The organism is Candidatus Thermoplasmatota archaeon, assembly GCA_035540375.1.
Lineage (GTDB): Archaea > Thermoplasmatota > SW-10-69-26 > JACQPN01 > JAJPHT01 > DATLGO01.
In genome coordinates this window covers 63407-77824 of the sequence record DATLGO010000008.1, presented here as the reverse complement: position 1 = coordinate 77824, position 14418 = coordinate 63407, and the positions used below count along the sequence as shown (strand labels likewise).

At 71.7% G+C, this 14418-nt stretch carries 14 protein-coding genes and 1 tRNA gene; 9 read left to right on the top strand and 6 right to left on the bottom strand.

All coding sequences use genetic code 11. The features are described 5' to 3' along the window. Window positions 1–310: 310 nt before the first annotated feature. The 4 genes from VM889_01095 to VM889_01080 form a co-directional block, all read right to left on the bottom strand. Window positions 311–383: transfer RNA gene (locus tag VM889_01095), tRNA-Val, on the bottom strand. A gap of 40 nt (window positions 384–423) precedes the next feature. After that, window positions 424–999, bottom strand: a complete 576-nt coding sequence (locus VM889_01090) for a hypothetical protein (protein ID HVL47135.1) — start codon at window positions 997–999, stop codon at window positions 424–426. Between the two features lie 77 nt (window positions 1000–1076). After that, complete coding sequence (locus VM889_01085; GenBank protein ID HVL47134.1) at window positions 1077–1580, bottom strand: hypothetical protein; 504 nt, start codon at window positions 1578–1580, stop codon at window positions 1077–1079. 59 nt (window positions 1581–1639) lie between these two features. Further along, window positions 1640–2590 (bottom strand): universal stress protein, encoded by a 951-nt coding sequence (locus VM889_01080; protein ID HVL47133.1) that lies wholly within the window; start codon window positions 2588–2590, stop codon window positions 1640–1642. 173 nt (window positions 2591–2763) lie between these two features. Between VM889_01080 and VM889_01075 the strand changes: the two genes are divergently transcribed. Continuing rightward, window positions 2764–2889: a hypothetical protein gene (locus tag VM889_01075; protein HVL47132.1), complete on the top strand. Its 126-nt coding sequence runs from the start codon at window positions 2764–2766 to the stop codon at window positions 2887–2889. On the opposite strand, the gene VM889_01070 is transcribed toward VM889_01075, so the two are convergent. Beyond that, window positions 2890–3429, bottom strand: coding sequence for a winged helix-turn-helix transcriptional regulator (locus tag VM889_01070; GenBank protein HVL47131.1), 540 nt, complete (start codon window positions 3427–3429; stop codon window positions 2890–2892). Window positions 3430–3723: 294 nt separating this feature from the next. Between VM889_01070 and VM889_01065 the strand changes: the two genes are divergently transcribed. From VM889_01065 to cysC, 4 genes are read left to right on the top strand one after another with little or no spacing between them, the layout of a single operon-like run. Then, window positions 3724–3927, top strand: coding sequence for a CopG family transcriptional regulator (locus VM889_01065; protein HVL47130.1), 204 nt, complete (start codon window positions 3724–3726; stop codon window positions 3925–3927). Next, the gene (locus VM889_01060; GenBank protein ID HVL47129.1) at window positions 3924–5072 is read left to right on the top strand and encodes a sulfate adenylyltransferase; all 1149 of its coding nucleotides are present in this window, start codon (window positions 3924–3926) and stop codon (window positions 5070–5072) included. Before VM889_01065 ends, VM889_01060 begins: the two co-directional genes overlap by 4 nt. A 1-nt stretch (window position 5073) precedes the next feature. Further along, entirely contained in the window at window positions 5074–6432 is a 1359-nt protein-coding gene (locus VM889_01055) for an alkaline phosphatase family protein (protein HVL47128.1), read from the top strand. An 11-nt stretch (window positions 6433–6443) separates the two neighbouring features. Next, window positions 6444–6965, top strand: coding sequence for an adenylyl-sulfate kinase (gene cysC, locus VM889_01050; GenBank protein ID HVL47127.1), 522 nt, complete (start codon window positions 6444–6446; stop codon window positions 6963–6965). Here cysC and VM889_01045 read toward each other — a convergent pair. Next, window positions 6946–7791 carry a PHP domain-containing protein gene (locus VM889_01045; protein ID HVL47126.1) on the bottom strand — a complete coding sequence of 282 codons (846 nt, stop codon included), beginning with the start codon at window positions 7789–7791 and terminating at the stop codon, window positions 6946–6948. The two genes, cysC and VM889_01045, sit on opposite strands and share 20 nt — an antisense overlap. A gap of 124 nt (window positions 7792–7915) precedes the next feature. Between VM889_01045 and metK the strand changes: the two genes are divergently transcribed. The 4 genes from metK to VM889_01025 are packed head-to-tail and all read left to right on the top strand — an operon-like array spanning window position 7916 to window position 14415. Continuing rightward, window positions 7916–9100: a methionine adenosyltransferase gene (gene metK, locus VM889_01040; GenBank protein HVL47125.1), complete on the top strand. Its 1185-nt coding sequence runs from the start codon at window positions 7916–7918 to the stop codon at window positions 9098–9100. Then, the gene (locus VM889_01035; protein ID HVL47124.1) at window positions 9097–10056 is read left to right on the top strand and encodes a methylenetetrahydrofolate reductase; all 960 of its coding nucleotides are present in this window, start codon (window positions 9097–9099) and stop codon (window positions 10054–10056) included. Before metK ends, VM889_01035 begins: the two co-directional genes overlap by 4 nt. 1 nt (window position 10057) lies before the next feature. Then, a complete protein-coding gene (gene metH, locus VM889_01030) occupies window positions 10058–13510 on the top strand; it encodes a methionine synthase (GenBank protein HVL47123.1) in 3453 nt (1150 codons plus the stop codon). After that, on the top strand, window positions 13507–14415 hold the full coding sequence (locus VM889_01025; protein ID HVL47122.1) for a PfkB family carbohydrate kinase: 909 nt from the start codon (window positions 13507–13509) through the stop codon (window positions 14413–14415). The genes metH and VM889_01025 overlap by 4 nt, the downstream gene beginning before the upstream one ends. The last annotated feature ends 3 nt before the right edge of the window (window positions 14416–14418 follow it).

The following is a 14418-nucleotide window of genomic DNA, read 5'->3' as shown; positions in this document are numbered from 1 at the left end:
TTCGGAGCGCGCTCCCTTGGGAATAGGCTCGCGTCGGCACGTCCGGCTTGCCGGTTCGAGCGGGGTTTGCGTCGGAGTTTCCGCTGGCCCGCGCGGCTGCGGTGGGGCCCTCCGCCCACCGCCGCGCGCTCGGCGAGCCTTCGCTCAGGTGCGATCGGAAGGTAGACCTCCCGAGAAGATTGGGGAAGATTGAGCGGGGGCGGTCGAGGAGGGGGAAGGATTCGGCCTTCCCGCAGACGGCGCCTGCAGGCGCCTCAAGGCGCCGACGCAGGCTCGTCGAGCGCCCCGCCTCGCGCGCCACCCCCTTCCATGGGCTCGACCGGATTCGAACCGGTGACCGCCTGTGTGTGAGACAGGCGTCATAACCGCTAGACCACGAGCCCGACGGGCGGGGAAAGAATGGGCCCGATTTGAAGGTTTCCGTCAGTCCTCGTCCTCGTCGCCGCCCGTGAGGTCGGCCGCGCGCCACGCCGCGACGACGTCCGCGATGCGCTTCTGGAGCTCGCGCTTGCGCGACTTCAGCTCCTTGCGCACCTTGGGCAGGTCCGGGTGCTCCTGGACGTAGATCTCGGAGTCCGCGAGGAACGAGTTGATCATGCTGAGCGGGTCTTCCCACTCGGAGACGCGTTCGATGTTGCCGATGTTGGTCTTGAGCGCGTCGTCGGCCATCTTGATGAAGTCTCGTCCGTAGCCGACGAGGGCCTCCGCCATCTCCGCGGGCGGGAGGTCCTCGGGGAGCTCGCTGCCCTCCTGCGAGGTCAGGAACTCCATGCTCTTCTTCTCGAGCTTGCCCTTGAGGTCGCGCAGCTGACCGCGCAGGGCCGCGAGCTCCGCGCTCTCCTGCGAGAGGTCCTCGGTGTCCGCGAGGAACGTGTCGAGCGCCTCGACCTGGTTGTCGATGAAGTAAAGCTGGTCCTCGCGCAGGATCTTGCGGTCCATCTCTTCCTCGGCGTTCTTCACGAACGCCTGGCCATCCGCGAGCGCGCGGGGAACGTCCAACACGTCACCTTCGATCGGTAGGACGGGTGGCGGCCTAAATACCTTTTCGCTTGGGAAACGGGCCGGTCCGCGCGGCGTCAACGCCGGGGGTGGACGCGCCTTGCCGACGCCGCCGCGACGACGGCCGCGAGGGCGAGGGCAGCGGGCCCTTCGAGCCCGGGCGTGCGACGCTCCTTGAACGCCTTCACCTCGACCGCGACCGCGAGGTCGTGGCGTCCGTCCGTGTCGGTAAACGCCACGCGGATCGTGTGCGTGCCCGCCGCGTCGGGGCGCGTGAGCACCCCGATGCGCTCGCCGGCGGAAACGTCGACGGAGGCGAGCGCGGTGCGGTTCGGCCGGAGGATTTCGAGCGTCGCGGCCGGCTCGATCCGCGCGCGCGTCGCCGCGTCGTACACGAGCACCGTGACGTTGAAGGGGCGGTCCTTGCCGGGCGCGGTGTTCATCCACACCTCGACGCGCCAGCCGCCGCGCTCCTCGACGGCGTACGGCGTGTTCGCCGGGTAGGTCGTTTCGCCCGCGCGGGACGGCAGCGCGACGGCGAGGAGCGTCGCGACGAGGAGGAAGGCGACCGCGCGGTGCACGCGGCGTGGATGTCGCGCTTCGGCCATGAAGGCGACGGGGCTCCGACGCGCTCGCGACGTCAGGCGCGCGCGGGGACGCGCTCCGTCTCCCCGGCCTCGCCGCCCGCGCGGGCCCGCGCGACGAGCACGGAGCAGGGCGCCTTCACCGCGATGCCCTCGGCGACGGAGCCGAGGAGCGCGCGCTCGACGATGCCCGGCCCGTGCGTCCCGACGACGACGAGGTCGACGCCGCGGTCCTCCGCCTCCTTCGCGACGGCCTTCGCGGCGGGACCCGACGCGAGGATCTCCTCCGCGCGCCCGCCCAGGTGCTCGTCGTTGAACTTGGTGAGCGCGGCCCGCAGCGCGCGTTCGAGGCGCGCCCGGTCCATGACGTCCGTCGTGTCGGAGACGGCGAGCACGTCGGGCGCCTGGATGATGCTCGCCCACACCGCGGGGTCGAGCGCGTGCGTGACCGCGATGGAGGCGCCGGTCGCGTCCGCGAGCTCGGCCGCGCGGCGCGCGGCGGCGGCGGAAGCGGGCGAGAAGTCCGTCGCCACGAGGATGCGCTCGAAGGGTTCCGCGCGGGACGCCGCGGCCTCGTCGGCGCGCACGATGAGCACGTCCGCGTGCACGGAGCGCAGGATGGCCTTCGCGCTCGACCCGAGGATGAAGCGCGCGACCGGCGATTTGGTGCCGGCCCCGAGCGCGACGAGGTCGGCCTCGATCGCGTCGCTTTCGCGGGTGACGGCGCGCGCGACCGATCCGCTCAGGACGCGCGTCGTCGCGCCTTCGAGGCCCGCGTCCCGGGCGAACCCGTCGAGGCGCGCGAAGGCCTCGTTCTCCATCCGCCGCATCGACTGCACGATCACGGCCTCGTCGGGGATCGGCATGTAGGGTCCGTAGACGAGGTCCGGCAGCACGTGGACGATCCGGACGAGGGTCGGATCCTCGACGAGGCTCCGGGAGGCCCGGGCGGCGGCTTCGCAGTTCGGCGAGAAATCGGTCGCGACGAGACATCGGCGGTAGGACATGGGATCACCCGGCGCTCGGCGCCTGTCCGGTCGTCCATCGAGCGGTCCTTGGGTCTTCCGGCTCGGGTTCCGATGGGTGTCACAAAACTTAAGCCCGTGCCACGGCGTAGCACGGATTGGGTGTTGCCCAAATGCTGGGGAGACTTCGATGCGAAGCCTGTGGCGCGGGACTGGTGCCCGCGCTCACCGGCCTCAAGTGCCCGAGGATGACCGCCTGCGGCCGACCCGGCCTCGAGGAGACGGCCTGGGTCCTGCGGTACCCGATCATGGCCATGGCGGCGGGCGTCGCCGAGGCCTGATCACCGCAACGGCCCGTCGGCGCCGCGAGGGGGTTCGGTCGGCTCGTAGATGCGCAGGAGCCCGTGCGGCCTGGAGCGCACGAGCCCCGCGGCCTCGAGCCGCTCGAGCCTGAGGCGGACCGTGGGTCGCGGCGCGCCCAGGCGACGGGCGAGCGACGCCTGCGAAAGCCCGGGCGCGCGGCGGACGGCCTCGAGCACCTGCCGGAGGGCCGGGGCGACGACGCCGTCCTTCGGACGCCCGCCGGGCGGATACAGGTAGATGCGCTTCGACGCGTCCTGCGCCATCACGAGCGCGCGGGCGCCCTGCAGGATGCGCGCATGGTACACGATGGTCTTGATGTTCACGCCGAGCACGCGCGCCGCGTCCGCGATCCCGATGCCGGGTCGCTCCGCGACGAGCGCGAGGAGCCGGCGGCGGGACGGCGTATCCACGATGTCCGCGGGCCCGAAACGGTGGTAGAGCGCGAGCGCCACCGCAGCCATCCCGGCGCCCTCCGCGGGGAGGGCGGCCTGGGCGGCCGCTGCGAGGACGGCGCTCACGCTGATCCTGACGATCCCTTGCCTCAACATATGCCTCTTGCCTCCGAGGGCGGGAACGGTCGGTGAGGCGCGCCTGATATCAAGCTTCTCACACCCTTCTAGCGGAATGTCACCCCGGTGACGGTTGTACAAGATTACCGCCTGTGACATCCATCAACGGTCCGGACGGGGCCGGGCGCCCCGGCTCCGGTCCTTGTACCAAAATGGCCTTCCCGTGTCCCCGGGGTGTCTTCCCCTGTCTCCTGCGGCAGGGGTGCGTGACACCCTCGCCACGGGACGTGGAGGGATCCAGCCTTGGTTGCCAGTGGTCAAAGCCTCGAGCGTAAATACACGACGATCAGCATTCCGACGCAGCTCTACAAAAACGTCGAGCAGCGCATCGAGAACACGGGCTTCAGGAGCGTCACCGAGTTCATCGTCTTCGTGACCCGCGAGACGCTCGCGGGGGACGAAGGCACGGTGGTCGAGCGCCTGCGCGCCCTGGGCTACATCGAATGAGCCGCCTTCCCGCACCCCCGCACGGCGGCCGGCTCGTGGAACGGGTCGTGGACGCGGCCCGCCTCGAAGCGGCCGCCGCGCGAGGCGACCTGCCGATCCTCGCCGTCCCCGACCGCCTGCTCCCCGACCTCGAGGGGTTCGCGACCGGCGCGCTCTCCCCGCTCAGGGGCTTCCTGGGCGAGCGCGACCTCGCGGCGGTGCTTTCGGAAGGACGCCTTGCCTCCGGTCGGCCGTGGACCGTCCCGATCGTCCTCGACCTGCCGCGCGAGACCGCCCCCGAACCGGGGTCGACGGCGCTCCTTGCGGACGCGCGCGGCGCGCCCGTCGCCGTCCTCGACGTCGAGGCGCGATGGACCTTCGATCGCGCCGCGTTCGCGCGCGGCCTCTACGGCACCGAGGACCCCCGACATCCGGGCGTCGCGGCGCTTGCGGCCTTCGGGGACGTCCTCGTCTCGGGACCCGTCCTCGCCGCCCGCCGATCGCCGTTCGCGGGGCCGCGCGAGGTGCGCGCCGCGCTTGCAAGCCGCGGTTGGCGCGCGGCCGCGGGCTACCAGACCCGCAACCCGCCGCACCGCGGTCACGAGTTCGTGCACAAGGTCGCGCTCTCGCTCGTGGACGGCCTCGTCGTGATGCCCGCGCTCGGTCCGAAGAAGGCCGACGACTTCCCGGACGACATGCTCCTCGCCTCGTGGGCGGCCGCGCTCGCGGCCGCGTACCCCGCGGAGCGCGTCCTCTTCGCGCCGGTGCCCTACGCGATGCGCTACGCGGGCCCGCGCGAGGCGGTCCACCACGCGATCCTCCGGCAGAACTTCGGCTGCACGCATTTCATCGTGGGCCGCGACCACGCGGGCGTCGGCGGATTCTACGCGCCGGGCGCGGCGATCGCGGCCTTCGAGGATTACCCCGACCTCGCGATCGAGCCGCTCGCGATCGCGGGCGACCACGGGTGGTGCCCGGCGTGCGGAGGCGTCGAAAGCGAGCGCACGTGCCCGCACGGCGAAGCCGCGCGCATTCCCTTCTCGGGGACCCGCGTGCGCGCCGCTCTGCGCGAAGGACGCGAGATTCCGCCCGAGATCATGCGGCCCGAGGTGGCGCGCGTCCTGAGCGCGCCCGCGCCGAAGCTCGTCGCCCCGCCGGGTGCCTGAGATGCGCGTCGCCGTGATCGGCCTCGACGGGATGCCGCCGCGCCTTCTCGAGGAGCTCGCGCCCGCGATGCCGAACCTGACGCGCCTCGCGCGCGGCGGACTCGCGCTCCCGATGCGCTCCACGGATCCGCCGATCACGGTCCCCGCGTGGAGCGTGATGATGAGCGGCCGCAATCCGGGGGCGCTCGGTTTCACGGGCTTCCGCAACCTGCGGCGAGGCACGTACGACGACCAGTACGTCGCGAACGCGACGCACGTGGCCGAGCCGCGTCTGTGGGATCTCTTCGGGGAGGCCAACCGAAAGGTCGTCGTCCACGGCGTGCCCCAGACGTGGCCCGCGCGGAAGGTCAACGGCGTGATGACGACGTGCCTTCTCACGCCGGACTGCGCGCCCTTCGCGTATCCGCCCTCGGTCGAGGACGAGGTGCGCGAGGTCGTGGGGGGCGATTATCCGTTCGACGTGTCGGGGTTCCGCTCGCGCGACCGCGCGGAGCTCCTCGACGCGCTCCACGTGATGCTCGACCGCCACTTCGACGTCGCGGAGCGGCTCGCGACGACGCGCGAATGGGACCTCTTCGCGATGGTCGAGATCGGCACGGACCGCGTCCACCACGGGTTCTGGCGCCACCACGACCCCGCCCACCGGCTCCACGAGCCCGACTCGCCCTTCCGCACCGCGATCGCGGACTATTACGCGCACGTCGATCGCCGGCTCGGCGACTTCCTCGCGAAGCTCGACAACGACACCGCCGTCCTCGTCGTCTCGGACCACGGCGCCCGCGCGATGGACGGCGCGATCAACCTCAACGACTGGCTCGTCTCCGAGGGGCTTCTCGCGCTGAAGCGCGCGCCTTCGGGCGTCGAGCGCTTCTCGCCGGCGAGCGTCGACTGGTCGCGCACGAAGGCCTGGGCGCTCGGCGGCTATTACGCGCGCGTCTTCGTCAACCTGAAGGGGCGCGAGCCCGAGGGCTGCGTGAGGCCGGGCGAATACGAGGCATTCCGTGACGACCTCGCGTCGCGCCTCGCCGCGCTCGCGCCGGGGACCCGCGTCCTCAAGCCCGAGGACGTGTACCGCGGCCCCGCGACGAAGGAGGCCCCCGACCTGCTCGTCTACCTCGGCAACCTTCGCTACCGCGCGCACGAGTCCGTGGGACACGCGTCGCTCGTGAGCGAGACGGCCGAGGTGGGGACGGACGACGCGAACCACGACGCGTGGGGCGTCTGCATCCTCCACGCGGGACGCGCGGGACCGCGCCTCGTCGCGCCGCCCGCCGCGGACATCCTCGACGTCGCCCCGACTGTGCTCGACCTCGCGGGTCTTCCCAAGCCCGCCTCGCTCGAGGGGGTGTCCCTCGTCTGACGGCCGCGGTCGTGTGGCTCACGGGCATCGAGGCCGCGGGGAAGACCACGATCGGCGGCCTCGTCGCCGACAAGCTCCGGGCGATGGGCGCCGAGGTCGAGGTCCTCGACGGGGACGAGATCCGCCGCGCGCTCTCGCCGCGCCTCGGCTACACCGAGGAGGACCGGGACGAGCACACGCGCCGCGTCGCGTGGGTCGCCGCGCTCCTTGCGCGGCACGGCGTCTTCGCCGTCGTGGGCGCCGTCTCCCCGCGGCGCGCGCACCGCGGACGCGCGCGGGCCCTCGCGCCGGCCTTCGCCGAGGTCTGGGTGAAGGCGACCGTCGAGACGGCCGCGAAGCGCGACCCGAAAGGGCTCTACGCGAAAGCCGCGCGCGGCGAGGTCAAGGACCTCGCGTCGCTCCATACCGGCTACGAGGAGCCCGAGGCGCCGGACGTCGTGTGCGACACGGACGTCGAGGACGCGGAAGCGTGCGCGGCCCGCGTCGTCGACCACGTGGTCGGCCGCGGCTGGGTCAAGGTCGCCGTTCCTTGAGCGCGTCGAGCGCCGCGGCGTCGACGGAGACGTTGCCCGCGCGGCCCGTGCCGAGCGCGATGTCGGGCTTCGAGGTTCCGTGGAAGTCGCTTCCGCCCGTCGCGACGAGGTCCAGCTCCTTCGCCCAGCCGGCGAGGGTCGCGCGGAGGGCCGCGTCGTGCTTCGGGTACTCGATTTCGAGGCCCTCGAGGCCCAGCCTCGCGAGGCCGCGCACCGCGCGCTCGCGCCACGCCTCGGGGATCGTGAACGGGTGCGCGAGGACGGCGACGCCGCCCGCGCCGCGCACGAGCCGGATCGCCTCGTCGGGTCGCAGCTCAGGCTTGCGCACGTGGCCCGGGCGCCCGACGGCGAGGTACCGGTCGAAGGCCTCGGCGACCGTCGCGACGTGACCGCGCGCGACGAGGGCGCGCGCGACGTGGGGACGACCGAGGCTCTCGGCGCCGCCCGCCTCGCGCATGACGTCCTCGACCGTGAGCTCGACGCCTTCCGCGGCGAGGCGCGCGACGATGCGGGGCACGCGCGCCTCGCGGCCGCGTCGCAGCGCCTCCAGGGCTCGGGCGAGGCGCGGCTCGTCGGGGTCGACGAAGTAGGCGAGCAGGTGCATCTCGCCGGGGCCCGCGTCGAGGCTCAGCTCCAGGCCCGGCACAAGCTCGACGCCCGCCGCGCCCGCGGCGTCGGCGGCTTCCGCGAGCCCCGCCGCCGTGTCGTGGTCCGTGAGCGCGAAGGCCGCAAGGCCCGCGTCGGCCGCGGCGCGCGCGAGGGCGGCGGGCGCGAGCGTCCCGTCGCTCGCGGTGCTGTGCGTGTGGAGGTCGACGCGGCGTCGCACGGGCCGCGCGAGGGGCCTCGGGGGCTAAAGGGCCTCGTTTCCGTCCGATTACTGCCGTGTATGGCCATCGCCATAACCTATTAATGGCCGGGGCCGCCATCCCGGAGCATCCGATAGGGATCCCATGGCGACCCGTTTCCTTTTCACCTCCGAGAGCGTCACCGAAGGCCACCCCGACAAGATCGCGGACCAGGTCTCGGACGGAGTGCTCGACGCGATCCTCGCGGACGACCCCGAAGGGCGCGTCGCGTGCGAGACGCTCACCGCGACCGGCCTCGTGCTTGTCGCGGGCGAGATCACGACGAAGACGTACGTCGACATTCCGCAGCTCGCGCGCTCGATCGTGCGCGACATCGGCTACACGAAGGGCGCCTACGGCCTCGACGCCGAGACGTGCAGCGTGATCACGACGATCAACAAGCAGTCTCCCGACATCGCGATGGGCGTCTCGCGCGAGGGCGACATCGGCGCCGGGGACCAGGGCCTCATGTTCGGCTACGCCTCCGACGAGACGCCCGAGCTCATGCCGCTCCCGATCCAGCTCGCGCACCGCCTCGCGCGCAAGCTCGCGGAGGTCCGGAAATCGGGCCGCATCCAGCACCTGCGCCCCGACGGCAAGACGCAGGTCACGGTCGAATGGAAGGACGGCAAGCCCGTCCACGCGCGCGCGATCGTGGTCGCGCAGCAGCACGACGAGGAGGTCTCGACGGAGAACCTCCGCCGGGAGATCCGCGCGAAGGTCGTCGAGCCGGTCATCGCGGAGTACGTCGCCTCGGGCCACCTGCCCGAGGGCTTCCTCGACGCGAACACGGAATACTACATCAACCACACCGGGCGCTTCGTCATCGGCGGACCGCACGGCGACACCGGCCTCACGGGCCGCAAGATCATCGTCGACACGTACGGCGGCGCGGCCCCGCACGGCGGCGGCGCGTTCTCGGGCAAGGACCCGACGAAGGTCGACCGCTCGGCCGCCTACGGCGCGCGATGGGCCGCGAAGAACGTTGTGGCGGCCGGCCTCGCGAAGCGATGCCAGATCCAGCTCGCGTACTCGATCGGACACCATGAGCCCGTGAGCGTGAACGTCGAGACGTTCGGCACCGGCAAGGCGACGGACGAGGAGCTCGAGAAGATCGTGCGGAAGACCTTCGACTTCAGCCCCGGCGGCCTCATCCGCGCGCTCGGGCTCCGCCGCCCGCTCTACCGCCAGGTCGCGGCGTACGGCCACTTCGGCCGCACGGACCTCGACCTTCCGTGGGAGCGCCTCGACAAGGTCGAGGATCTCACGCGGTTCGGGGGCGCGCGTTGAGCGTCCGCCCGTTCAGCGAGCGCGTCCGGTCGGACCGCTTCCCGATCACCTACGAGGTCATCTCGCCGCGCGGCGCCGACGTCGCGAAGCACATCGACGATGTCCGCAACCTCCCCTGCATCGGCGACCTCGCCGCGCTCAACGTCACGAACAATCCCAGCGCCCGCGTGCGCGTGGACCCCGCGGCGTTCGGGCATCTCCTCCTCGACCTCGGCGTGGACGTCATCCCGCACGTGACGTGCCGCGACGACACGCTTCCCGGCATCCAGCGCTGGCTCTTCGGCGCGCACGCCCTCGGCCTCCGCAACGTCGCCGTCATGACGGGCGACCACCCGAAAGAGGGCGACTACCCGGAGGAGAAGCGCGTCGACTCGCTGAACGCGATCGAGCTCATCCACGGCCTCAAGCACTATCTCGCGAAGGGCTACCTCATCCCCGACGTGACCATGGCCGCCGGCCGGTATTCGAACCGCCTGAACGCGCCCAAGCCTCCGAAGTCCGTGCCGCCCGTCGACTTCTTCGTCGGCGCGCCGCTCATCCCGTGGCGCAACCAGGAGGTCCACTACGCTCGCGCGAAGATCGACGCGGGCGTCCAGTTCTTCCAGACGCAGATCACGTGGGACGCGGACCCGGTCCTGAAGTTCCTCGAGGAAGGCGCGGACATGCTCGCGGACGTCCCCGTGCTCGTCGGCGTCGCGCCGCTCAAGACGCTCCGCACGATGGAATTCATGCATACACAGATCCCGCACGTGAAGGTTCCCGCCGCCGTCCAGGCGCGCCTCAAGGACGCGAAGGACCCCGGCTGGGAGTCCGTCGAAGTCGTCGCCGAGACGGTGGCCTCGCTCAAGGACGGGCTCAAGGCGCGCGGCATCCGCACGAAGGTCGGGCTGCACGTGCTCCCGATCAACGACAACGCGCTCGGCGCGGAGATCGTGCGGAGGGCCCGGGAGGCCTGACGTGGACCTCCGCGAAGCGCTCGCGCGCAGGGTGCTCGTCCTCGACGGCGCCATGGGCACGATGATCCAGGCCGCGGACCTTTCCGCGGCGGACTTCGGCGGCGCGCACCTCGAAGGATGCAACGAGAACCTCGTGCTCACGCGGCCCGACGTGATCCGCGCGATCCACGAGGCCTACCTCGCCGCGGGCGCGGACGTCGTCGAGACGAACACCTTCGGCGCGACGCCGCTCGTGCTCGGCGAGTACGGGCTCGAGGCGAAGGCGCGCGAGATCAACCGCGAAGCCGCGCGCATCGCCCGCGAGGCCGCCGCGCGGTACGCGACGCCCGCCGAGCCGCGCTTCGTCGCCGGATCCATCGGCCCCACGACGAAGTCGCTCTCGGTCACGGGCGGAACCACCTTCGACACCCTGCGCGAGGGATACCGCGAGCAGGCGCTCGGCCTCCTCGAAGGGGGCGTCGACGCGCTCCTCGTCGAAACCTCGCAGGACACGCTCAACGTCAAGGCCGCCGCCCTCGGCATCCGCGACGCGGAGCGCGCGCTCGGCCTCCGCGTCCCGCTCATGCTGAGCGCGACCATCGAGCCCACGGGCACGATGCTCGCGGGACAGGGCGTCGACGCCTTCCTCGCGGCGGTCGAGCACTTCGACCCCGCGAGCGTCGGCCTCAACTGCGCGACCGGGCCCGAGTTCATGACGGATCACCTGCGCACGCTCGCCGAGCAGGCGCGCACCGCCGTCACCGTCTATCCGAACGCCGGCCTCCCCGACGAGCGCGGCCAGTACGACGAGACGCCCGCATCGCTCGCGCGGAAGCTCGCGCGCTTCCTTGACGAGGGGTGGCTGAACGTCGTCGGCGGATGCTGCGGGACGACGCCCGCCCACATCGCCGAGATCGCGCGTCTCGCGAAGGGCCGCGCGCCACGCGCGCCCGCGACGCGGCGGCGCCGCATCGTGAGCGGCATCGAGGCCTTCGAGGTGGACCCGAACAACCGTCCCGTCCTCGTCGGCGAGCGCACGAACGTCATCGGATCCCGACGCTTCAAGGACCTCGTCGCGGCGGGCGCCTGGGAGGAGGCAAGCGAGATCGGCCGCGCCCAGGTGAAAGGCGGAGCCCAGGTGCTCGACGTCTGCCTCGCGGACCCCGACCGCGACGAGGCCCGGGACGTCGCCACGTTCCTCCCGCTGCTCGTCCGCAAGGTCAAGGCGCCGCTCATGATCGATTCCACGGACCCCGCGGTCGTCGAGCTCGCGCTCAAGCAAGCCCAGGGCAAGTCGATCGTGAACTCGATCAACCTCGAGGACGGCGAGGAGCGCTTCGACGCGATCGTTCCGATCCTCAAGGCTTACGGCGCGGCCGTCGTCGTGGGTTGCATCGACGAGGACAAGGCGCAGGGCATGGCCGTCACGGCCGCGCGCAAGCTCGAGGTCGCGGAGCGCTCCTATCGGCTCCTCGTCGAGAAGCACGGATATCCGCCCGAGGACATCATCTTCGATCCCCTCGTCTTCCCCGTCGGCACGGGCGAGGCGTCGTACCGCACGAGCGCGCGCGAGACCGTCGAGGGCGTGCGGCTCGTCTCCGAGCGTTTCCCCGCGTGCTCCACGATCCTCGGCATCTCGAACGTGAGCTTCGGCCTCCCGCCCGCGGGCCGCGAGGTGCTGAACTCGGTCTTCCTCTACCACTGCGTGCAGGCGGGCCTCACGTACGCGATCGTGAACACGGAGAAGCTCGAGCGCTACGCCTCCATCCCCGAGGAGGAGCGCGCGCTCGCCGAGGCGCTCATCTTCGAGGGCGGCACCGACGAGAACGTGGCGCGTTTCACGGCCCACTTCCGCGGCCGCGTCGCGAAAGTCAAGGTTTCCGCGAAGGCGGACCTGCCGCTCGAGAAGCGACTTGCGGCCTACATCGTCGAAGGCACGCGCGAAGGGCTCGCCGCGGACCTCGACCTCGCGCTCGAGGGCGCGAAAGCGCTCGACATCATCAACGGCCCGCTCATGGAGGGCATGGCCGAGGTGGGCCGGCTCTTCAACGACAACCGCCTCATCGTCGCCGAGGTGCTCCAGTCCGCCGAGGCGATGAAGGCCGCGGTGAGTCACCTCGAGCCGCATCTCGAGCGCGCGGACGGCGCCCGCAAGGGGAAGATCCTCCTTGCGACCGTGAAGGGCGACGTCCACGACATCGGCAAGAACCTCGTGGAGATCATCCTCGCGAACAACGGCTACGAAATCGTGAATCTCGGCATCAAGGTCCCGCCGGAGGACCTCATCCGGGCGGCGCGCGAGCACGATCCGGACGCGATCGGTCTTTCGGGTCTTCTCGTCAAGAGCGCGCAGCAGATGGTGGCGACCGCGGCCGACCTCAAGGCCGCGGGCGTCGCCGTGCCGCTCCTTGTCGGCGGCGCCGCGCTCACGAACCGCTTCACCGGCACGCGCATCGCGCCCGCCTACGGGCAGCCGGTGTTCTACGCGAAGGACGCGATGACGGGCCTCGACCTCGCGAACCGCCTCATGGGCGGCGACCGGGCCGGCCTCGCCGAGCGCGTCGCGCGCGAGCAGGAGGCGATGCGCGCGGACGACGCGAAGCGCGCGGCGCCGGTCGCCGCGGCCTCCGCGCGGCGCGGCGCGGCGCTTTCGCACGAGAAACCCGGACCGCGGCCGCCCGACTGGTCGCGGCACGTGCTGAGCGACGTCGATCCCGCGACGGTGTGGCCGTACGTGAATCCGGCTATGCTCTACGCGAAGCACCTGGGGCTCAAGGGCGACGTCGCGAAGCTGCGCGCGGCGGGCGACGCGAAGGCCGAGAAGCTGTACGCCGCCGTGGAGGCGCTCAAGGCGCGCATCCTCGCCGAGCGGTGGATGACCGTGAACGGCGTCTACCGCTTCCTGCCCGCGCACTCGGACGGCGACACGCTCTTTCTCTACGACCCGGACGCGCCGGGGGAGAAGGTGCTCGAGTCGTTCACCTTCAAGCGGCAGCCCGCGGCGCCCTTCCGCGCCCTTTCCGATTTCGTGCGACCCGTGGGGAGCGGCGAGCCCGACTCCGTCGCGCTCTTCTGCGTCACGGCGGGCCCCGGCGTCCGCGAGCGCGCGGAGGCGCTCAAGGCCGCGGGGGACTACCTCGCGATGCACGCGTTCCAGGCCCTCGCGCTCGAGACGGCCGAAGCCTTCGCGGAGCGCCTCCACCAGCGGCTACGCAACCTCTGGGGCATCCCGGACCCGCCGGGCCTCGGGCCGAAGGATCTCTTCGCGAAGCGCTACCGCGGCTGCCGGTACTCGTTCGGATACCCGGCGTGCCCGGACCTCGCGGACCAGGAGAAGCTCTTCCGCGTCCTGCGCCCCGAGGACATCGGCGTGCGCCTCACGGAAGGCTTCATGATGGATCCGGAGGCGAGCGTCTCCGCCCTCGTCCTTCATCATCCGGAAGCGGATTACTTCAACGTGGAAGGTGCGCCATGACCCAGGTCCTCATCGTCGGAAGCGTCGGCATCGACACCATCGAGACGCCCTTCGGCCGCGCCGAGAACGTGCTCGGCGGGAGCCTCGTGTACGCGGCCGCATCCGCGAGCCTCCTCGCGCCCGTGCGCGTCGTGGGCGTCGCGGGGGACGACCTCGCGCCCTCCGAGACGGAGTTCCTCGCGAAGCGCGGCGTCGACCTTGCGGGCCTCGAGATCGTTCCGGGCGGCAGGACGTTCCGCTGGTCCGGTCGCTACCACTACGATCTCAACAGCCGCGACACGCTCGCGACGCACCTCAACGTCCTCGCGGACTTCGACCCGAAGGTCCCGCTTCCCTTCCGGACGACGCCGTTCGTCTTCCTCGCGAACGTGGACCCCGCGCTCCAGGCTTCGGTGCTCCGGCAGGTCGAGCGGCCTCGCTTCACCGTGCTCGACACGATGAACTTCTGGATCGAAGGTCGCCGCGCGGACCTCGAGCGTGTCCTCACGCACGTCGACGCCTTCATCGTCAACGACGCCGAGGCGCGCCAGCTCACGGGCCAGGCGAACCTCGTGAAGGCCGCGCGCGCGGTCCAGAAGCTCGGCCCCGAGACCGTGGTCATCAAGAAGGGCGAGCACGGCGCGCTCCTCTTCCACCGCGACCAGGTGTTCTCGGCCCCGGCCTATCCGCTCGAGGAGGTCTACGACCCCACAGGCGCGGGGGACGCCTTCGCGGGCGGCTTCATCGGCCACCTCGCGCGCGTCAACCGCGCGGAGCCCGAGGACCTGCGCCGCGCGGTCATCGTCGGGAGCGCCCTCGCGTCGTTCGCCGTCGAGGAGTTCGGCGTCGGCCGTCTGGCCCGCGTCGCGACGAAGGACCTCGAGGCGCGCATCCGGGCCTTCGCGGACCTGAGCCGCTTCGCCTGACGT